The sequence below is a fragment of the Microbulbifer sp. MKSA007 genome (assembly GCA_032615215.1).
In the GTDB taxonomy this organism is placed as follows: domain Bacteria; phylum Pseudomonadota; class Gammaproteobacteria; order Pseudomonadales; family Cellvibrionaceae; genus Microbulbifer.
Genome location: CP128433.1, coordinates 4,448,679 through 4,469,382, shown reverse-complemented (window position 1 = coordinate 4,469,382; position 20,704 = coordinate 4,448,679). Strand labels below are relative to the sequence as shown.

The 20,704-nt window shown below is 54.0% G+C and carries 15 protein-coding genes and 1 pseudogene; 10 read left to right on the top strand and 6 right to left on the bottom strand.

What is annotated here, in order from left to right; all coding sequences use genetic code 11:
- Positions 1-224 precede the first annotated feature (224 nt).
- On the bottom strand, positions 225-1,892 hold the full coding sequence (recN, locus tag QT397_22815; GenBank protein ID WNZ55647.1) for a DNA repair protein RecN: 1,668 nt from the start codon (positions 1,890-1,892) through the stop codon (positions 225-227).
- A 228-nt stretch (positions 1,893-2,120) separates the two neighbouring features.
- Here recN and grpE point away from each other — a divergent pair, with 228 nt between their 5' ends.
- The 3 genes from grpE (at position 2,121) to dnaJ (ending at position 6,164) form a co-directional block, all read left to right on the top strand.
- Positions 2,121-2,741: a nucleotide exchange factor GrpE gene (grpE, locus tag QT397_22810; protein ID WNZ55646.1), complete on the top strand. Its 621-nt coding sequence runs from the start codon at positions 2,121-2,123 to the stop codon at positions 2,739-2,741.
- Between the two features lie 123 nt (positions 2,742-2,864).
- On the top strand, positions 2,865-4,811 hold the full coding sequence (dnaK, locus tag QT397_22805; GenBank protein WNZ55645.1) for a molecular chaperone DnaK: 1,947 nt from the start codon (positions 2,865-2,867) through the stop codon (positions 4,809-4,811).
- 228 nt (positions 4,812-5,039) lie between these two features.
- A complete protein-coding gene (gene dnaJ / locus QT397_22800; GenBank protein WNZ55644.1) occupies positions 5,040-6,164 on the top strand; it encodes a molecular chaperone DnaJ in 1,125 nt (374 codons plus the stop codon).
- 125 nt (positions 6,165-6,289) lie between these two features.
- On the opposite strand, the gene QT397_22795 is transcribed toward dnaJ, so the two are convergent.
- Positions 6,290-6,739 (bottom strand): hypothetical protein, encoded by a 450-nt coding sequence (locus QT397_22795; GenBank protein ID WNZ55643.1) that lies wholly within the window; start codon positions 6,737-6,739, stop codon positions 6,290-6,292.
- A gap of 232 nt (positions 6,740-6,971) precedes the next feature.
- On the opposite strand from QT397_22795, the gene dapB reads away from it, so the two are divergent.
- The 7 genes and pseudogenes from dapB to greA all read left to right on the top strand — a co-directional run bounded on the left by dapB (position 6,972) and on the right by greA (position 15,461).
- Positions 6,972-7,787 (top strand): 4-hydroxy-tetrahydrodipicolinate reductase, encoded by an 816-nt coding sequence (gene dapB, locus QT397_22790; GenBank protein ID WNZ55642.1) that lies wholly within the window; start codon positions 6,972-6,974, stop codon positions 7,785-7,787.
- Between the two features lie 152 nt (positions 7,788-7,939).
- Positions 7,940-8,344, top strand: a pseudogene (locus QT397_22785) (ATP-dependent zinc protease).
- An 81-nt stretch (positions 8,345-8,425) separates the two neighbouring features.
- Positions 8,426-9,334, top strand: a complete 909-nt coding sequence (gene rimK, locus QT397_22780) for a 30S ribosomal protein S6--L-glutamate ligase (protein WNZ58583.1) — start codon at positions 8,426-8,428, stop codon at positions 9,332-9,334.
- Positions 9,335-9,502: 168 nt separating this feature from the next.
- Entirely contained in the window at positions 9,503-10,078 is a 576-nt protein-coding gene (locus QT397_22775) for a YfiR family protein (protein WNZ55641.1), read from the top strand.
- Positions 10,079-10,408: 330 nt separating this feature from the next.
- A complete protein-coding gene (gene carA / locus QT397_22770; protein WNZ55640.1) occupies positions 10,409-11,557 on the top strand; it encodes a glutamine-hydrolyzing carbamoyl-phosphate synthase small subunit in 1,149 nt (382 codons plus the stop codon).
- A gap of 112 nt (positions 11,558-11,669) precedes the next feature.
- Positions 11,670-14,897, top strand: coding sequence for a carbamoyl-phosphate synthase large subunit (gene carB / locus QT397_22765; protein WNZ55639.1), 3,228 nt, complete (start codon positions 11,670-11,672; stop codon positions 14,895-14,897).
- An 87-nt stretch (positions 14,898-14,984) separates the two neighbouring features.
- The gene (gene greA, locus QT397_22760; protein ID WNZ55638.1) at positions 14,985-15,461 is read left to right on the top strand and encodes a transcription elongation factor GreA; all 477 of its coding nucleotides are present in this window, start codon (positions 14,985-14,987) and stop codon (positions 15,459-15,461) included.
- 56 nt (positions 15,462-15,517) lie between these two features.
- Here greA and QT397_22755 read toward each other — a convergent pair whose 3' ends face one another.
- From QT397_22755 to QT397_22740, 4 genes are all read right to left on the bottom strand, one after another.
- Positions 15,518-16,393: a hypothetical protein gene (locus tag QT397_22755; protein ID WNZ55637.1), complete on the bottom strand. Its 876-nt coding sequence runs from the start codon at positions 16,391-16,393 to the stop codon at positions 15,518-15,520.
- A gap of 422 nt (positions 16,394-16,815) precedes the next feature.
- Complete coding sequence (locus QT397_22750) at positions 16,816-17,697, bottom strand: hypothetical protein (protein WNZ55636.1); 882 nt, start codon at positions 17,695-17,697, stop codon at positions 16,816-16,818.
- 295 nt (positions 17,698-17,992) lie between these two features.
- A complete protein-coding gene (locus QT397_22745; protein ID WNZ55635.1) occupies positions 17,993-18,883 on the bottom strand; it encodes a hypothetical protein in 891 nt (296 codons plus the stop codon).
- 306 nt (positions 18,884-19,189) lie between these two features.
- The gene (locus QT397_22740) at positions 19,190-20,074 is read right to left on the bottom strand and encodes a hypothetical protein (GenBank protein ID WNZ55634.1); all 885 of its coding nucleotides are present in this window, start codon (positions 20,072-20,074) and stop codon (positions 19,190-19,192) included.
- Positions 20,075-20,704: the final 630 nt, after the last annotated feature.

Here is a 20,704-nt window from a genome sequence, read left to right as displayed (position 1 = left end):
TTTAGCCGCCGCTCCCAGTCATATTTGTGCGTTTGTCCTAAATCGGCATATATATCCGACGAAAGGGGTGGTATACCGGATTGTGTGGCGGTCATTTATTGATCTACGGTATAAGATTGCTTACCAAAATGCATCATTTTTGCCCTTTGGTGACATTTGGCGCCGGAATCGTATGGAGGAGGTAGGGCTGACTCCATAGCCAGCCTGATAGAAGGGTTGGAAAGTTAAATTCTCTCCAGCATTTCCTCGGCATGAGCCAGGGATTGGGCGGTGGGGGCGCCGCCGAGCATGCGCGCCACTTCTTCGCGGCGCTCGCCGTTGGTGAGTTCGCGCAGTGCCACAAAAACACTTTCGCCATCGCTGTGCTTCTCCACCAGGTATTGGCGGTGGGCTCGCGCCGCTACCTGGGCCAGGTGGGTCACACAGATCACCTGGCCGCTGCGGCCATTGCGGGTTTCCCCCAGTTGGCGCAGCAGGCGGCCCACCACATCACCGGTGGCACCGCCGATACCCACATCCACCTCGTCGAATACCAGGGTGGGGGTGCGGGAGGTTTGCGCAGTTACCACCTGGATTGCGAGGCTGACCCTGGAGAGTTCACCGCCGGAGGCAATCTTGCCCAGGGGGCGAGGCGGTTGGCCCGGGTTGGTGGAAATTAAAATTTCTGCTTCTTCCAGTCCCTGGCTATTGGGCGTATCCAGCTCTTGTAGTGATAGCTCTACTCGAGCGTGAGGCATGGCCAGATCGGCCAGCTGGCCGTTCACGGCCTCCGCCAGCGAAGCTGCCGCTTTACTGCGCAGTTTGCTGAGCTTGCCGGCCACTTTTCTGTACTGTTTTTCCAGTTGTTCACAATCTGCGGCAAGGCGCTCCAGGGCATCTGGGCTGCCGATATCGTCCAGCTCTGCCTGTAACTGTTGCTGTAGTGCCGGCAGCTCCTGCGGTTGGACTCGGTGTTTGCGCGCCGCCTGGTAGATGGCGCTGAGCCTGTCTTCAACTTCGGAGAGCCGTTCAGGGTCCATCTCGAAGCGATCGATGTGTCGGGAGAGGGTGGCTGCGGCCTCATCCACCTGGATGCGCGCGCTGTCGAGCATCTGCGCCACCTCTACTAAGGCCGGAGCCTGTCCGGGCATGGAGGACAGCAGTTGCAGGGCGCGGTGCAGCTGTTCGGCGATATCGCCTTCACCGCCGGAAAGGAAAGCGGCCAACTGGTAGCTGCCACTGAGGATTTCCCCGGCATTGGCCAGCTGTTGCTGTTCGCTCTCGAGGGACTCTATTTCCCCTTCGCTCAAGCCAAGTTGATCCAGTTCCTTAAGCTGGTATTCCAGCAAGTGGCGGCGGGCTTCGGCTTCCTCGGCGCTGTCGGCCAGGGTGCGATAACGGCGATAGTGATCCCGCCAGGTTTTGAAGCGGCTGCGGGTCTCTGCGGCGAGATCCTGGGCCTGGGCGTATTCATCCAGCAGGCGCAGGTGCGTTTCTTTCTTCAGCAGGGATTGGTGTTCGTGCTGGCTGTGGATATCGATTAGCTGCTCGCCTAGGGCGCGTAGCTGCAACAGCGTGACTGGTTGGCCGTTGATATAGGCGCGTGAGCGGCCATCGGCGCCAATAGTGCGGCGCAGAATGACCTCCTGCCCGGCGTCCAGCTCCTGGGACTCGAGCCAGCTGGCGGCGCTGGAGTGCTCGGCGATATCAAAGGTGGCGCTGATATCGGCGCGATTGGCGCCGGTGCGCACAAGTTCAGCGCTGCCGCGACCGCCCAGCGCCAGGCCGAGGGCATCCAGGGTGATTGACTTACCCGCGCCGGTCTCGCCGGTCAGGGTGCTGGTACCAGGACCAAACTCCAACTCCAGTTGGTCCACCAGGGTGAATTGGCTGATAGACAGATGCAGCAGCATAGAGATCGCTTGTGTCCTTGCTAATCGGCGGGCGCCCGGCCCAATTAGTGGTTATTTATACAGTATTCGTTCCCGGTTAGCTATAGGGGCGGGGCCACATTACTCTGAGGATGTGCGCTAGCGCGAAAAACCACTTGAACTGTGCGGGGATGTCCCCATATAGGCTCCAGTGCCCGAGAGACGGGCTCAACTCACATTACTGACAGAGTCGACGCGACGGAGAAAGCAGTGGCCAGAGAGCGCAGCGAAGAAGATCAGATTAAAGAGGGGGCGGAGCACGCACCAGCTACAGACGAGGGCGTTTCAGCAGAGATTGAAGACCCTTCCTCTATAGAAAGCGAACTTGCCGAGGAAGCCCTGCGGGAAGAGGCCGAAGGTGCCGATGCCCTGCACGAGGAAATTATCAAGTTGCAGGAGCAGCTGGCAGCGCACAAGGATATGGCCCTGCGCGCCCAGGCGGAAGAGCAGAACGCCCGCCGCCGCGCGCAACAGGATATCGAGCGCGCGCGCAAATTTGCGGTAGAGAAGTTGCTGCAGGATTTGCTACCTGTAGTGGACAACCTCGAGCGTGCACTGGCGACGATCGATACGGCCGACGAAGCCAACAAGGCCTTGGTAGAAGGTATCGAGCTGACCCACAAATCTTTCGTTGAAACCCTGACGAAAAATGCTGTGGAAGTTGTCGATCCGGCCGGTGAGCCCTTCGACCCAGAACTGCACCAGGCTATGACCCAGGTGCCCAACGGCGAGGTGGAGCCGAACACGGTTCTGGATGTGTTTCAAAAAGGTTATCGCCTCAATGGCCGCCTGGTTCGCCCGGCCATGGTGGTGGTCAGCAAAGCGCCGTAACGGCAGAAGTGTAAAGCGGCCTTGAAATTTAGCGGCCGGCACCAATATAGCTGACATCAAGAATTATTCGCGCGGTGTAAACAGAACATAGCTGGCAGCGCGCATCAAAAGAGGATTTTACAGATGGGAAAAATTATCGGCATCGACCTGGGTACCACTAACAGCTGTGTAGCGGTACTGGATGGTGACAAAGCGCGTGTAATCGAAAACGCCGAAGGCGATCGCACTACACCTTCTATTGTTGCCTTCACTGACGACAACGAAATTCTGGTAGGTCAGTCTGCCAAGCGTCAGGCGGTGACCAATCCCCAAAATACTCTGTTTGCGGTTAAGCGTTTGATCGGCCGTAAATTCAAAGACGACGTTGTCCAGAAAGATATCAAGATGGTTCCTTACACCATCACTGAAGCTGACAACGGCGACGCTTGGGTAGAAGTGAAAGGCGATAAAAAAGCTCCGCCGCAGATCTCTGCCGAAGTCCTGAAGAAAATGAAAAAGACTGCGGAAGACTTCCTCGGCGAGAAAGTAGAAGCTGCAGTAATTACCGTACCGGCTTACTTCAACGACTCCCAGCGTCAGGCTACTAAAGACGCCGGCCGCATTGCGGGCCTGGACGTTAAGCGTATTATCAACGAGCCGACTGCCGCTGCACTGGCATACGGCCTGGACAAGCAGGGCGGTGACCGCACTGTAGCGGTATACGACCTGGGTGGTGGTACCTTCGATATCTCCATCATCGAAATTGCCGACGTAGACGGCGAGAAGCAGTTCGAAGTACTGTCCACCAACGGTGACACTTTCCTCGGTGGTGAAGACTTCGACCTGCGCCTGATCGAATACCTCGCAGACGAGTTCAAGAAAGACCAGGGCATCGACCTGAAAGGTGACCCCCTGGCAATGCAGCGCCTGAAAGAAGCTGCAGAAAAAGCCAAGATCGAGCTGTCCTCCAGCCAGCAGACCGAAGTCAACCTGCCGTACATCACTGCAGACGCTACTGGTCCCAAGCACTTGGTGGTTAAACTGACCCGCGCCAAGCTGGAAAGCCTGGTAGAAGAGCTGGTTACCCGTTCCCTGGAGCCGGTAAAAATCGCTCTGCAAGACGCCGACCTGTCCGCTTCCGGTGTAGACGAAGTGATCCTGGTAGGCGGTCAGACCCGTATGCCAATGGTTCAGCAGAAAGTAACCGAGTTCTTCGGCAAAGAGCCGCGCAAAGACGTTAACCCCGACGAAGCCGTTGCCATGGGTGCTGCTATCCAGGGTGCCGTACTGTCCGGTGACGTTAAAGACGTACTGCTGCTGGACGTAACCCCGCTGACCCTGGGTATCGAAACCATGGGTGGCGTTGCGACTCCGCTGATCGACAAGAACACCACTATCCCCACCAAGAAGTCCCAGGTTTTCTCCACTGCGGATGACAACCAGACTGCGGTAACCATTCACGTGGTTCAGGGTGAGCGCAAGCAGGCTGCACAGAACAAATCCCTGGGGCGTTTCGACCTGGCCGATATCCCACCGGCACCGCGCGGCATGCCGCAGATCGAAGTAACCTTCGACATCGATGCCAACGGTATCCTGCACGTACACGCGAAGGACAAGGCCACTGGTAAAGAGCAGTCCATCGTGATCCAGGCTTCCTCCGGTCTGTCCGAGGACGAGATCGATAAGATGGTTCAGGACGCTGAGGCCAATGCCGAAGCGGACAAGCAGTTCGAAGAGCTGGTGCAGACTCGCAACACTCTCGATGGCCTGATTTCTGCGACCAAGAAGACTCTGGAAGAAGCTGGCGACAAAGCCACCGCTGAAGAGAAAGCAGCTATTGAAGCGGCTGTTACCGAAGCGGAAGAAGCCGTTAAAGGCAATGACAAGGCCGCTATGGAAGCTGCAACTACCAAGCTGACTGAAGCTTCCGGTCCGGTTGCCCAGAAGATGTACGCCGAGCAGGCTCAAGCCGCTGGTGCTGAAGGTGCCGCTGGCGCTGGTGCCCAGGGCGAGCAGCAGTCCTCCGCTGGCGACGACGCGGTAGACGCAGAGTTCGAAGAAGTTAAGGACGACAAAAAAGAAGGTAAGTAAGCGTTCGCTTGCAATTCCGGTGGCAGCTTTTAAAGTGGCCGCCGGAGAACTTCAGGGGCGCGGCGCCTTACTTTCAGAGGCCCGCGCCCTGTGTTGTTTCAGGTATCTGCCAATATTTGCCGAGTTTTCGCAGTTTTGGTGGTGCTCCGTTCGCGGAGCTTAGTTAGAAACCGAGAAGTAGAAAGAGAGTTTGGCCGTTCTTGATGCCGGACCAGAGAACATAGTTTTATGTCGAAACGCGATTATTACGAAGTCCTCGGCGTCGAGCGCGGCGCTTCGGATGCAGAGCTGAAAAAAGCCTACCGCCGGGTGGCAATGAAGTTTCACCCGGACCGTAACCCCGATGACAAGGAATCTGAGAACAAATTCAAGGAGGCCAATGAGGCCTACGAGGTTTTGTCGGATTCCGAGAAGCGCGCAGCTTATGACCAGTTTGGCCACGCCGGTGTGGAAGGCCAGATGGGCGGTGGCGGCGCTGGTGGATTCGGTGGCTTCTCCGATATTTTTGGCGATGTGTTCGGCGATATCTTCGGTGGTGGCGGCGGTGGCCGTCGCGGCGGCCCTGCTCGCGGTTCCGATCTGCGCTATGACCTGGAATTGGACCTGGAAGACGCGGTGCGTGGCACCACGGTCAAGATTCGCGTTCCAACTCTGGCAGCCTGTGGTACCTGTAGCGGTTCCGGGGCCAAGCCCGGTTCCTCTCCGCAAACCTGTGGTACCTGTGGTGGTGCTGGCCAGGTGCGTATGCAGCAGGGTTTCTTCTCTGTTCAGCAAACCTGCCCCAACTGTCGCGGTCGCGGTACCACTATCTCCGATCCCTGTGGCAGCTGTCACGGTCGCGGTCGCGTAGAGGAAACCAAAACCCTGTCTGTTAAGGTACCGCCCGGTGTGGATACTGGCGATCGCATTCGCCTGTCCGGTGAAGGTGAAGCCGGGCCCGATGGCGGCCCCGCTGGTGATCTCTATGTACAGGTAGTGGTGAAAGAGCACGATCTGTTCCAGCGCGATGGCAAGAACCTCTACTGCGAAGTGCCGATTAGCTTTGTTTCCGCTGCCCTCGGTGGCGAGCTGGAAGTGCCGACTCTCGACGGTAAAGTGAAGCTGAAGATTCCTGCGGAAAGCCAGACCGGCAAACTGTTCCGCCTGCGCGGTAAAGGTGTTTCCCCGGTTCGCGGTGGTGCAACCGGCGACCTGCTGTGTCGCGTTGTGGTAGAAACTCCAGTGAACCTGTCCGGCAAGCAAAAAGACTTGCTGCAAGAGTTCTCTAATACCCTCAGCGAAAAGAAAAATTCACCGCGTCAGACCGGTTGGTTTGAAGGGGTGAAAAACTTCTTTGGTGATATGAAGCTTTAATCGCTGTTAGCACCGGCAAAACCTTAAATTGTTTTTCGGGTTGCCTATTTAAAAAGGCTCGAGAGCATTAGCTTTCGGGCCTTTTTTATTTCCGGGTGAGTTTTATCCCCCCAATGGAATGCCTTCTATTGGGAAGTTTTGGTTCTCAAACGGGCTGCGAATTCACTCAGGAATTCCTGTTGGATTTTTTGCGCTTTGCGCAGTTGCTCCTTATTTAAAATACCTTCCAATTCTTTGTGTGTTTCCAGGCTGATAGCTGCGAATTGAGCGCCAATTTCGCCGCGTTGCTTGGGGGTTAGGGCGACCTTTTTACCACTGAGTAAACCGTATTTTTCCAGCACCGCTTTTTTCTCTGCGAAGCTCTTTTGCATAATGGGTAATACGGTTTTTTCCTGTCCCGGGGTGAGCTGCAAACGCAGCGTCACCCAATCGGTAATATCATCATACTTCTCCCAAAAGTCTGGATTGGCATTTTGCTGCTGGGCAGATGCCGGCGTGCTGCCAAAAGCCAGGCTCAGAGAGATCACTACCACCATGATGTGTGGTAGATGGTTGGACAGGATCATCAGTCGCATATTGGCGCTCCATTTACCCCTCACAGTAAAGCGTAGCAGTGGCCGCTGATATCGCGTTTTGCGCAAGTATCCTCTTGGCAATTTTAAAATATGTGGATATTTCTTTTTGTTTTACTTTTGCGGAGTGACTAGCCATTTTTAGACTCGCTAATACTGGCTTACTGGTATCTATGCGCTCTACCGGGTGCGTTGTAGAATCCAGAACCTTATAGATTTGGACTGGAGTACTGTGATGGCGGTAAAAGTGGCGGTGACGGGATTTGGTGGTCGAATGGGGCGAGCGTTGGCGGAGGCTTTGTCCCTGTCTGATAAGGCCGAACTGTCAGCGGCTATAGTGCGGCCTGGCTCCAGCTTGGTCGGCGCTGATGCCGGTGAAGTTGCCGGTCTGGGCCGCAGCGGCCTCGCTATTGTGGACAGCCTTGATAAGGCAGACTTTGACGTACTTATTGATTTCACTGCCCCTAAAGCGACCGTGGAAAATACTGCCTATTGTGCGGAGAAGAATCTCCCCATTGTAATCGGCACCACGGGCTTTGATAGCGAGCAAAAAAATAAAGTATTGGCTTATGCGGATCAGGTGCCGCTGTGCCTTGCCAGTAATTTTTCCACCGGGGTAAACCTGTGCTTTAAATTGTTGGAAACTGCTGCGCGGGTAATGGCGGAAGAGGCCGATATCGAGATTGTCGAAGCCCATCATCGCCATAAAGTGGATGCACCTTCCGGCACGGCACTGAGTATGGGAGAAGTGATTGCGGAAACTCTGGGGCGCGACCTGGATAAAGTGGCAGTTTACGGCCGCGAAGGTCAAACCGGAGCCCGCGATAGGGACACTATCGGTTTTGCCACAGTGCGCGGTGGTGATGTGGTAGGTGAGCATTCGGTGATGTTTCTGGCGGAAGGTGAGCGGGTCGAAATTAGCCACCGCGCCAGCAGCAGGCTCTCTTTTGCTCGCGGTGCTGTGCGCGCGGCACTGTGGATGATGGGAGAGGAAGGGAGTGCGCGGGCGCCTGGGCATTACGATATGCGCGATGTGCTCGGCCTTAACTAATCTTACAAAGAGTAAATAAATTCAGCGCCTGCAGGGGCGCTGTGAAAGAAATTTTCGATTTTCATTTGCCCGCCATTTTTGCGGGTAAAACTAAAAGGCCGGCGACATTCGTTCGACCGGTCACCCTGTAACCTTCCTTTGAGGAACCTCGATTGGAAAGAAAGCTGATTGTCGGCAGCGAAGAGTGGTGCGGGCTTCCCGCACTCGGCGTCCCGGCGATTAAGGTGCGTGTGGACTCCGGGGCTAAAACTTCCTGTTTGCACGCTTACAACATCCATACCTTCAAGCGCGATGGCGAACCCTGGGTGAGTTTTGAGGCGCATCCACTGCAGCACCAGCGCCGCCCTTCAGTGCGCTGTGAGGCGAGGCTTTTGGATAAAAGGCTGGTGCGCAGCTCCTCCGGTGAAAGTGAAAAGCGCCCGGTAATTCGTACCTCTATTTCCATTGGTGGCAGTGTCTGGGATATCGAACTGACCCTGACCAATCGGGACAGCATGGGCTATCGCATGTTGTTGGGGCGCGAAGCCATGATTGGGCGAATGCTGGTAGATCCGGCTGAGAGCTTCTGTATTGGCGATATCCCGAAAAGCCAGCTGGATGAATATTATCGGGATGAGCACCATATTGCCGGTACCGGCCTGCGCATCGGGCTGCTGGCATCGAACCCGGATCTCTACAGTAACCGGCGCATTATGGAAGCGGGAGCCGAACGCGGACATCGCATGAGTTTTCTCGATATCCGCCAGTGCTACATGAAGCTCGACCCTGATGAGCCGGAAGTGCACTACCGGGATGGCCGCATACTCAATAGCCTGGATGCAGTTATTCCCCGCATTCGCCCCAGCCAGACCTTTTACGGTTGTGCGCTGACGCGGCACTTTGAGAGCCTGGATATTTTTGCCCTGAATGGCTCTGCCGCTATCAGTCAGTCCCGGGATAAATTATTTTCCCTGCAGTTGCTGCAACAAAGTGGATTAAATATCCCCACCTCCGGGTTTGCCAATTCCCCAGTGGATACCAACGAGCTGATCGAAATGGTGGGCGGTGCGCCACTGGTGGTGAAGTTGCTAGAGGGAACCCAGGGGCGCGGTGTGGTCCTGGCAGAAACCCGCAAGGCCGGGGAATCGGTGATTAATGCGTTTAAGTCCCTCAAGGCCAATCTCCTGGTGCAGGAGTTTATTCGCGAAGCGGAGGGAAAGGATCTTCGTTTGTTTGTTATCGATGGTCGTGTGGTGGCCTCGATTCAGCGCGAGGCGGCACCGGGGGAGTTTCGTGCCAATATTCACCAGGGCGGTACGGCTTCGGTAGTTAAGGTCACCGCAGAGGAGAAGCGCCTGGCGGTCAAGGCTGCCAAGGTGTTGGGGCTGAAGGTGGCGGGTGTGGATATTATTCGCTCCCGCAAGGGGCCGCTGCTATTGGAGGTCAATTCCTCACCGGGACTTGAGGGCATCGAGAGCGCTACGCGCAAGGATGTTGCTGGGGCCATGATCATATCTATCGAAAAGGCGTTGAAGTGGCGCCCGATTTTGCCGGGGGAGGATCTTTAGGCGCTGTAACTCTGGTCCCGGCGGGGGCCTTTGCGTTGGGCTAACCTGAGTAGGTGGCCGGGCTTTTCGCTGGCGCGCAAATAGAGCCGCAGCGAGCTTTGGCCGCTGCGGGTAACAGCCCACCGCAGCTTCCTTTCGGGAGATGCAAACCACAGGGTTTGAGCTTCTATGACGATATCCAGCCCAGGTTCACTCCGCACTATTCCCGCCCTGATACTTTTCCTGACAGTACTTTTCACCGGTGTGGGTGCCCAGGCTGCGGTGCAGCTCTCCGATACGCCTTTGGGGCGGCGGGTAATGGTGGATTACATAGTGCACTTCGCCTACCACCTACAGTGGCCGGTCAATGCCTTTGCCAACAGTAGTGCCCCGTTCAAGGTGTGCCTAATGGGTGGGGATTCTCTCGGTGAGCCACTGGCGGCCCGATTCAAGAATCAGCGTATTGATGGGCGGGATGTGGAGCTTGAGAAAATTGAGGTCAAGGAGATGCTGCGGGCGCGCAAGTGCCAGATTGTGGTGCTGAGTACCCTGGATCGCCCCACACTGCTCAAGGCGTTGGTGGCACTGGAGTTTTTCCCGGTACTGACGGTTAGCGATGCCGAGCGCTTTGCCGCCACTGGCGGTATGATCGAGTTTGCCGACAGCGGCCGGGAGGTGGCCCTGCGTATGAATAAGACCATGCTGGAGAAGGCGGAGCTGAAAATGGGCAGCAGTCTTTTCCGGTTGGGACGCAAGCCGGAGTGAGATTTTCAGGGAAAGTAGCCTGGCGTATTTTTGCACTAGCGTCCAGAGGTGAATTCGCGTAGAATCTGCGCCCGATTTGGGCCGGTGCCGCGAAGCTGAATCGCGCAGCGTGAGCCTACTAAAAAGCTGGCGGCAACCGTCGGCCACTTTGTGAGAATCACGCGTGAACAGATTTTTAAAGCGAGATGAAGCTGCGATGTTTCATCTCGCTTTTTTATGCGCGCACCAGTCAGGAGCCCGCGTGCTCCGAAGCCCGCAAACCCCGCCCGGAAGCAGTTCTGAAGATTGGAGTTCAATTTGACTAAAGCTGTCCCTACGTCGGAGGCTTTCATGCCCCACAACTTTATGCAGAGTACAACTCCCGCGCTGCTGGTGCTCGCAGATGGTAGTGTCTTTGAAGGACGCGCAATCGGTGCCCATGGCAGTTCTGTTGGCGAGGTCGTGTTCAACACATCCATGACCGGCTACCAGGAGATCCTCACCGATCCCTCCTACGCCCGCCAGATTGTGACTCTGACCTACCCGCACATCGGCAATACTGGCACCAACCAGGAAGACGAAGAGTGCGCTGATATCTGGGCCGCCGGCCTGGTAATCCGCGACCTGCCGCTGCTGGCCAGCAGCTTCCGCAACGAGCAGTCCCTGGAGGACTACCTGCGCGAGCGCAATATCGTTGGTATCGCCGATATCGACACCCGTCGCCTGACGCGCCTGCTGCGCGACAAAGGTGCGCAGAGCGGTTGCATCGTTGCCGGTGATAATATCGACCGCGAAGAAGCCCTGGCCAAGGCCAAGGAATTTGCCGGTCTGAAAGGGATGGACCTGGCCAAGGTAGTGAGCACCAAGGAAGCCTACCCCTTTAGCGAAGGTACCTGGGAACTGGGCGAAGGCCACAAGGCCGCGCCGGAACAGCCCTTCAAAGTGGTGGCTTACGACTTCGGTGTGAAGCGCAATATCCTGCGTATGCTGGTGGATCGCGGCTGTGACATCACCGTAGTACCGGCGGAGACTCCGGCTTCCGAAGTACTGGCGATGAATCCCAACGGTGTATTCCTGTCCAATGGCCCCGGCGACCCCGAGCCCTGTGAATACGCGATCACCGCTATTCGCGAAATCCTGGACGCTGGCATCCCCACCTACGGCATCTGCCTGGGCCACCAGTTGTTGGGCCTGGCGGTGGGCGGTAAAACTGCCAAGATGAAGTTCGGTCACCACGGTGGTAACCACCCGGTACAAGACCTGAACAGCACCAAGGTGATGATCACCGCGCAGAACCACGGTTTCGAAGTGGACGCCGATAGCCTGCCGGACAATGTGGAAGTTACCCACAAGTCCCTGTTCGACGGTACCTTGCAGGGTATTCACCTGAAGGACAAGCCGGCCTTCAGCTTTCAGGGACACCCGGAAGCGAGCCCGGGCCCACACGATGTGGCGCCGTTGTTCGACCACTTTATCAATTTGATGAAAGAGCGCGCCTAAGGGCGTAGCCGCCCAGGGTAGGGCAATTAACCGCCGCTTTTGCGGCGGTTTTAACAAGAAACGAATGAAATTTAGCGCAGCCGGCCTTTGCCGGTAGTAGAACGGAAGAAAGATGCCAAAACGCACAGATATCCAAAGCATTCTGATTATCGGCGCAGGCCCCATCGTGATCGGCCAGGCGTGCGAATTTGACTACTCCGGCGCCCAGGCCTGTAAGGCGCTGCGCGAAGAGGGTTACCGGGTGATCCTGGTGAACTCCAACCCGGCCACCATCATGACCGACCCGGCCATGGCCGATGCCACCTACATCGAGCCGGTGGAGTGGCGCACCGTTGCCAAGATTATTGAGCAGGAGCGCCCCGACGCCATCCTGCCCACCATGGGCGGCCAGACGGCACTGAACTGCGCCCTTGACCTGGACAAGCACGGTGTCCTGAAGGAGTTCAATGTCGAGCTGATCGGTGCGGACAAAGACGCTATCGAGAAAGCGGAAGACCGCGACCTGTTCGACAAGGCGATGAAGGCCATCGGCCTGGAAACTCCGCGCGCCAAGATCGTCCACTCCATGGAAGAGGCGAAGAAAGTACCGGAAGAGTTCGGTTTCCCGGTAATTATCCGTCCGTCCTTCACCATGGGTGGTTCCGGTGGCGGTGTGGCCTACAACTGGCCGGAGTTTGAAGAGATCTGTAAGCGTGGTCTCGACCTCTCCCCCACCAACGAACTGTTGATCGACGAATCCCTGCTCGGCTGGAAAGAGTACGAGATGGAAGTGGTTCGCGATAAGAACGACAACTGCATCATCGTATGTTCCATCGAGAACTTCGACCCGATGGGCGTACACACCGGTGACTCCATCACCGTTGCCCCGGCGCAGACGCTGACCGACAAGGAATACCAGCTGATGCGCAACGCCTCTATCGCGGTACTGCGCGAGATCGGCGTTGAGACTGGCGGCTCCAACGTACAGTTCGGCGTCTGCCCGAAGACTGGTCGCGTGGTTGTGATCGAGATGAACCCCCGCGTATCCCGCTCCTCCGCACTGGCCTCCAAGGCCACCGGCTTCCCGATCGCCAAGGTCGCGGCCAAGCTGGCAGTGGGTTACACCCTGGACGAGTTGCAGAACGATATCACCGGTGGTGCTACTCCGGCGTCCTTCGAGCCGTCTATCGATTATGTTGTCACCAAGATCCCGCGCTTCACCTTTGAGAAATTCGGTGAAGCTGATGCACGCCTGACCACCCAGATGAAGTCTGTGGGTGAAGTGATGGCAATCGGCCGTACCTTCCAGGAGTCCATGCAGAAAGCTCTGCGCGGCCTGGAAGTGGGCAGCTTCGGCCTGGAAAGCAAGATTGACCCGAGCAAAGACGGCGCCGAGAACCGCCTGCGCAGCGAACTCTCCGTTCCGGGTGCCGAGCGCATCTGGTACGTGGGCGACGCCTTCCGTATGGGCATGAGCGTCGGCGAAGTTTACGACTTGTCGGGTATCGATCCCTGGTTCCTGGTTCAGATCGAAGAGCTGATCAAAATCGAAGAGCCGCTCAAGTCACTGCCTACCTCGGCGCTGACTACTGAGCAAATGCGCTTCCTCAAGCGCAAAGGCTTCTCCGATCGCCGCTTGGCGGACCTGCTGGGGGTGAGCCAGAAGACTGTGCGCGAGTTCCGCCACAAGCTGGGTGTATTCCCTTCTTACAAGCGCGTGGACACCTGTGCTGCTGAGTTCAGCACCTCTACTGCGTACATGTACTCCACCTACGATGAGGAGTGCGAAGCGCAGCCGTCCGACAAGAAGAAAATCATGGTACTCGGCGGTGGCCCCAACCGTATCGGCCAGGGCATCGAGTTCGACTACTGCTGTGTACACGCCGCTCTGGCGATGCGCGAAGACGGTTACGAGACCATCATGGTCAACTGTAACCCGGAGACTGTTTCCACCGACTACGACACTTCTGACCGCCTCTACTTCGAGCCGGTAACCCTGGAAGACGTGCTGGAAATTGTTGCCAAAGAGAAGCCGGAAGGCGTGATCGTACAGTTCGGCGGCCAGACTCCGCTGAACCTGGCGCGCTACCTGGCCAACGAAGGTGTGCCGATTATCGGTACCACACCAGAGCAGATCGACCGCGCCGAAGACCGCGAGCGCTTCCAGCAGATGATCATGCGTCTCGGCCTCAAGCAGCCGAAGAACGCTATCGTGCGCTCTGTCTCCGAAGCCATTCAGGCGGCGAAAGACGTGGGCTACCCGCTGGTTGTGCGCCCATCTTACGTACTGGGCGGCCGCGCCATGGAGATCGTCTACAAAGAAGACGAGCTGCTCACTTATATGAAAGAAGCGGTACAGGTTTCCGACGAAGCGCCGGTACTGCTGGACCACTTCCTCAACGCCGCTATTGAGGTGGATATCGATGCGGTATCCGATGGCAAGGACGTTGTGATCGGCGCCATCATGCAGCATATCGAACAGTGTGGTGTTCACTCCGGTGACTCCGCTTGCTCCCTGCCGCCTTATAGCCTGCCGGCGGATGTGCAGGACCGTATGCGCGAAGAAGTGAAAGCCATGGCTCGCGAGCTGGGCGTAGTTGGCTTGATGAATACCCAGCTGGCCTACCAGGACGGCGAGATCTACGTGATCGAGGTGAACCCGCGCGCTTCCCGTACTGTACCTTTCGTCTCCAAGTGCATCGGCACTTCACTGGCGAAAGTGGCTGCGCGCTGTCAGGCGGGTATCAGCCTGCAGGAGCAGGGCTTTACCGAAGAAATCGTGCCGGACTACTACTCCGTTAAAGAGTCTGTATTCCCGTTCAACAAGTTCCCGAAAGTGGACCCGATTCTCGGCCCCGAGATGAAATCCACCGGCGAAGTAATGGGCGTAGGCGCTACCTTCGCAGAGGCCTTCGACAAGGGCCTGGTTGCCGCTGGCGACCGCCTGCCGGAGTCCGGACGCGCATTTATCTCTGTGCGTGACTTCGACAAGGCCGACGCAGTGGGCGTAGCTCGCGATCTGGTGGAGCTTGGCTTCGAAGTAATTGCCAGCCGTGGCACCGCCAAGGTCTTGCAAGAAAACAATATTCCCGTTACAACCGTCAACAAGATGAGTGAAGGTCGCCCGCATATCGTCGATATGATTAAGAACGACGAGATTGCATTGGTAGTGAACACTACCGAAGGGCGCCAGGCGATTCGCGACTCTGCGGATATCCGTCGCAGTGCCGAGAACCACCAGGTGTGTTACACCACCACCCTGGCAGCGGCCCAGGCCATGGCGATGGCCATGCGTCAGGAGCAGCCGCTGCAGGTTCGCCGCCTGCAAGACCTTCACCAGCGTGTCGTAAAGCTGTCCTAATAGCTTTAAAACCAACTTGTGAAATCCAACCGGGCCCTGTGATCTCACTGGGCCCGGTTTCGTCGTAACAATAATGGAGGTCCCACATTGAACCGGGTACCAATGACCGTTGAAGGCGCAGAGGCGCTGCGCTCAGAGCTGGACAATCTGAAGAAAGTTGAACGCCCTACTGTTGTACAGGCGATTGCTGAAGCGCGCGAACACGGTGATTTGAAGGAAAATGCCGAATACCACGCAGCGCGGGAAAAGCAGGGCTTTATCGAAGGCCGTATCCAGGAAATCGAGAGCAAGCTATCCCACTCGCTGGTCATTGATGTGAAAAGCATCGAGCCCAGTGACAAGGTAATTTTCGGTACTACGGTAACGATTATTCACCTGGATGACGATAAGGAAGTCACATACAAAATTGTGGGTGACGACGAGGCCGATGTTAAAAAGCACAAGATTTCGGTGAACTCTCCGATTGCCCGTGCGCTGATTGGCAAGGAAGTGGGTGATGTGGTGGTAGTCCAAACACCTTCCGGTGCGGTGGAGTACGAAATCGATGCGGTTGAGCACCTGTAAATTACAGGTGATAAAAAAGGGCGGCCATGGGCCGCCCTTTTTTGTTGTTGCCAGTTCTACTGGAATACGAGGCTTTGGTTAGCGTGGCCAGACTGCATTACCGTCGCAGTTTCGTAGAGGCCAAACTGTCCCACCAGGCTATTGTTGTTGTGCCCTGATTGGCGTGCTGTAGCGGTGTGTCCGGAACCGATTTGTCCCAGGTACACGTCATTGTGGTGGCCTCTCTGGCGGGCGCTCGCACTGTGGTCATATCCAGCCTGGGAAATATCGGCTTCATGATTGTGGCCGCGCTGACGCATACGGGCGTAGTGATCACCACCCACCTGGCGGATATCACCATCGTTGGATTCACCGGACTGGCGCATGCCTGCATCGTGACCGAATCCGCTCTGGAAGGTATCTGCGTTGTGCAATTCCCCTCTCTGACGGATAACGGTCTCAGAACCAACGCTCACAACCTGGGTGGCGGTTGCCGTGTTGTGGCTGTCCATTTGGCTAATCATCACCATGTTGCCAGCACCAGCAAACTGATAGGTGAGGGCGTAGTGGTTGTCACCAGATTGCTGATGGGCGGAGTAACTGCCCAGCTGTCCAATCTGGTAGGTCTCAGATACGTTGGTGTTGCCGGACTGGAAGCTGAACGACTCATTGCCGGCACCGCCGCTTTGCAGCAACTCCGCCGAATGATGATCACCTTCCTGATACTGGTAGCCATAGCTGCCGAGTTCAATGCTGTGAGTGATCTCCGCATCATTGCTGTGGCCGTGTTGCTCCTGCATAGCGTTGTTATCCCAGGTCAGCGGCCCGGTCTGAGTGATGGTGGCATTGTTGTGGCCGCCATTCTGGTCCTGAGTGGCTGTGTTACCGCCCGCATAAGCGGTTCCACTGATGGCCAGGGTTAGGGCTACAGCGATAGGGGTTAAAGTCTTCATGAGTGTCTCCATTACTACAAACTTCAATGAATATCACACGGTGAATTACCAGCCTAAATGGCTGAAAAGGGGGTGGCACGTCATCCTGCGCCAAGGGTTTTACAGCAGGTGCACCTAGCCGGAGGGGCAGGTATCACTGTAAAGAGGGGGAGCAGCGTTGCCGCAAAGGCATTGCCGCCAGTCAAACAGGTTAGCGGAAGGGTAGGACTGATACATTTTGATGGCTTCCCTGATACTGCTTAGGAGTCCAAAATTTCGTTCCGTCCCCAATATTCTTGCTGGGAATTGAGGCAGTCGCTATAGGAGAGAAGTTGTAAATCCTTGAGAAGAAAGTGCTATTGCACAGTACCGAATTTACTTTTTCCCCCTCTATAGCTTTTGCCTGTTGCTATGAACAGCGTAGGAATTTAGGTGGACTTATTCTATTGGGAAACATGACTGCTGTTGGAAGTGCCGATCTGTAGGGTACTACTCGATACTCCCGCTCTCATCTGGCTGGCTTGGACCTGGTTAGAGAGGCCAATCTGGGTACTGCTGGCCATTTGATTCAGGCCTAGTTGAGAAAATGAAACGGTATTTTCCAGCCCAATTTGGTTTGATTGGTTGCTATTGCCAACACCAGCTTGCAGAGAATTTGCTGAATTTAATAAACCCTCCTGTGAAGCTGACGATAAATTTCCTGCGCCCAATTGCTCCATTTCGGAAAAGTTAAGTGCACCTGTCTGGGTAATTGAAGATTCGTGAGCGATGCCAGTTTGCTCGCTGACACCTAAATTAAGCAAGCCCGCCTGTGAGATTGAAGCATTACCCGTAAAACTGAATACTTGTGCCACGGCGGCGACATTGGCTCTATCTGTCTGCTCAATATTGACGCTGTTATTGGCCCCAGAAATTTGTACCGTGGTGGCAACCTGTCCCTGGCCATCCTGAGTGTGCAGGGAGAAACCGTTTATTTGGTTAACCTGTCGGGTGAGCGATCTGCTATTAGAGCCAATTTGTACGCTCTGTCCCGCATTGTCGCTCCCAGTAGATTGAGAGACTCTGGAAAAATGATTGCGGCCAGTTTGGAATTGGGAAATCGTGCTGTTAATTTCTATGGATTGAATGCCAGTGGCGTCATTGAAAAAGCCAATTTGCTCTTGCAGGATCAAGTTGCTCTCATTAAGCGGAAACCTTTGGTTGGCAACGGCATTATTGCCAATACCAATTTGTATCTGCTCTATGGTTTGGTCATTTCCAAAGGCGGAATTGACGGACAGAAAAGCGATAAATGTGACTACCGGTGAGTAAATAAATTTTTTCACGAATACCTCCACGACTACATAACAAGGAGCATGAAAATTACGGCTTTGAAGTGCGGTGTCGGTAAGTAAACATAGGAAAATTACTGCCGGATATTAAATTCCGGACAGTAATTATTAAGAGCGCCAAAAGCGAACTGAACCAACTACCGCTATTTTCATTGTTGATGGCGGTATAGTAAGTCTCTATAGGGCTTTAGTCTCAATTTAATGAGAAATAAGTATCAAGAAATGAATGCTTTTACCTCAGGAATCCAGTCGGAATAAGTTGACCTTACTCCGACTGGTAATAACTTCGTTACTGTAAAACCACTGCCGTATTACCGGTACCGGTTTGGGTAATATTGGCAGATTGGGAGAAACCATTTTGAATCACAGTTGCATCATTCATACTGCCAGACTGATTGACGATCACCATATGGCCACCGCCTAATCCACCATTGCCGGCCTGCATAATATTGGCGGAATTCAAGAAGCCGTCCTGAGTGACATAGGCACTGTTATACCAGGACACTTGCACGATGGTGGCCATGTTGCCCTCGCCGTCCTGATAGAGGTCCAGTTCGTTGTACATATCGGACTGGGCGACATCTGCGCTGTTGGCGGCGCCGATCTGTTGGATACTGGCGTAGTGCCCGGTGCCTTCCTGGCTGATTATGGCTTCATGACTTGAGCCTTGCTGGAAAATCATCGCATCGGAATTAAAGCTTGCATATTGTCCAATTAATGCGCCGTGGAGTTCGCCCATTTGCTCAATAACAGAGACATTATCGCTACCGAGGTGTTGTTGGATCTCTGCCTCATTACCGGACCCCACCTGGCGTATTGTCGATTGCCCATGCTGTGTGGCTAATTGATAGCTACTGGCACGATTATTAGAGCCCGACTGGAATATTTCTACGCTATTTGCGATCCCATCCATTTGCAGGCTATAGGCGTCGTTAAGACTGCCTTCTTGTATTTGGATAATTGAGCTTTCAATTTCGTTTTGCTGTACGGCCTCTGCAATATGAGCAGAGCCGTCCTGACTGATCTCCAGGTGATTATCGATAGCGCTTGGGTCAGTTTGATCCGCTACAGCTGAGTTACTGGAGCCACTTTGGGTGATTAATGTAGTATTTTCTGCAGCATAACCCAAGCTGGTGGCAGATATCGCCAGTACCAGTGGAATTACGGTAATCTTCTGCACGGCTAACTCCTGTGTATTACCGTCTAGTGGTAAATCCGGTCGTTAAAACTTTTGCCTGTGTTACCTGTGAAGTGAGTAACGTCAAAATGTGAGAAATCGTTTACATGGAAAACTGTAGACGAAGAATTTTGAAACCACTGCTACGTAAGAAAATATTGATGCAGTATTTTTATCAGGTAAGGAAAGAATGCCATTCTTTGGGTAGCTTTGTAAGTGACTCATAAATTAAAGCTGGCATTAAAAAATGCATTCTTTCCTCTATGTATATTGAAAATATAATAACTTTCAGCCGGAACGAATATGCCGCTACTGCATGATAAATCCTTGGTTTAACATACCATTCTGAATGCCAATAGCCGTTTGATTGTCGACGCTTTGGGTAATAGTATGAAGGTTAGTTGTTCCTATCTGGGTACTGCTTGCAGTTTGCATTGCTCCAGCTTGATCCACGATGGACATATTGCCAGTACCATCTTGTAGCGTAGAAACCAACAAAATATCTCCCGTCTGGGTCTGGGTACTAATGTTACCATCTCCTATCTGGGTACTTGTTGCTACCAGGATGTCACCCGTTTGTATAGAAAAGTAAGTATTCAGATTGCCCGTTTGCGAGGAGGTCAACAGATTATCAAACCCTGTTTGTTCGGCATCTGCGCTATTTTGATCACCCGTTTGAGACACATTTAGGCTGTTAAACGTGGTGGTAGTTTGAGTCACTAACATCTGGTTATCAAAGCCAGACTGATAGAGGTTGACTGTATCGAAACTACTATCTGTTTGGGAGAAAATGATGTCATTTGCAGAATTGAACTGAGAAATGTCAACAAAGCTAGAAGATGTACTGTCCTGTAAAGTAGAGGCGAAATTTCCAGCGCCCTCCTGATAGATATTTACCTCTGCATCATCTGAAAAATTAGTTTGAGTCGAGTCAGCTTCATTCCCCAGCGTTACCTGTTCATGCCTGATGATACTCAAGTTGGTTGAAGTGTCTTGCCGGCTTTTGCTAACCTGTGCTTCATCTGCCTGAATAACCTCAATAAGGTTGTTAGTTGTTGTTGGGTCTACTTGGTTTGCAGTCACCTGGTGATTGTTACCCGTTTGTTCCACGGTAGTTGTATTTCCATCCGCATAAGTAATTGACCCGACAAGGCATAGACTGATGCCCACGGAAATTGGTGTATGGATTCGCATCGATATCTCCGATTGAAGGTAAGGTGGATTTTTCTTATCCCCATGATTTCAGTTGCGGTGAAGCATCAAGCCTAGGAAGGACAAAAGACTCCATAGATAGGGTATGGCATTTATTGCGCAAGGAGTTTGGCACACCTTGTTTTATTGCTATCCCTAATAGGTATTATCTCTGGAGTACCTGACAATACCCTGATGCTGGTATGAGTTTTATCGTAAGCCTCAAATATTGCTATGGGAAGTTAGTGCCTAAAAAATAGGAATATTTTCTTTGTTGTTGTTTTTTACGCTAGAGCACTAAGGTTGCTGGATAAGTGGACTTAAATGAAATTCAGTTAGGGGCTCGATAGGGCGACCCTTGTTTAAAGCCCTAATCAGGGTTGCTTAAAAATAAATCCCATATTATTACTGTTTTGGGTAGTATTAAATGTGTAGGGGTCTCCAATTTTAATTTTGGCAGCTGGATTTTTCGCAGCAATGAGATCGCCCTGGTCTACTGTAGCGTGCCATTTTTGGTAAGCTGAGTCGGGAGAGGTTTGGATTTTGTGGGGCTGATTCTACGTGTATATAGGGGTTAATACTTGTTTAGCACAATATAAACCGATAAATTTTTTCAGATAAAAAGGCCGGCTT

Excerpts from the sequence above, each read along its gene's own strand:
- QT397_22740 (WNZ55634.1), bottom strand. The coding sequence starts at position 20,074 with ATGCGAATCCATACACCAATTTCCGTGGGCATCAGTCTATGCCTTGTC.
- dnaK (WNZ55645.1), top strand. The coding sequence starts at position 2,865 with ATGGGAAAAATTATCGGCATCGACCTGGGTACCACTAACAGCTGTGTA.
- QT397_22775 (WNZ55641.1), top strand. The coding sequence starts at position 9,503 with ATGACGATATCCAGCCCAGGTTCACTCCGCACTATTCCCGCCCTGATA.
- dapB (WNZ55642.1), top strand. The coding sequence starts at position 6,972 with ATGGCGGTAAAAGTGGCGGTGACGGGATTTGGTGGTCGAATGGGGCGA.
- QT397_22795 (WNZ55643.1), bottom strand. The coding sequence starts at position 6,739 with ATGCGACTGATGATCCTGTCCAACCATCTACCACACATCATGGTGGTA.
- QT397_22755 (WNZ55637.1), bottom strand. The coding sequence starts at position 16,393 with ATGAAGACTTTAACCCCTATCGCTGTAGCCCTAACCCTGGCCATCAGT.
- recN (WNZ55647.1), bottom strand. The coding sequence starts at position 1,892 with ATGCTGCTGCATCTGTCTATCAGCCAATTCACCCTGGTGGACCAACTG.
- carB (WNZ55639.1), top strand. The coding sequence starts at position 11,670 with ATGCCAAAACGCACAGATATCCAAAGCATTCTGATTATCGGCGCAGGC.
- dnaJ (WNZ55644.1), top strand. The coding sequence starts at position 5,040 with ATGTCGAAACGCGATTATTACGAAGTCCTCGGCGTCGAGCGCGGCGCT.
- carA (WNZ55640.1), top strand. The coding sequence starts at position 10,409 with ATGCCCCACAACTTTATGCAGAGTACAACTCCCGCGCTGCTGGTGCTC.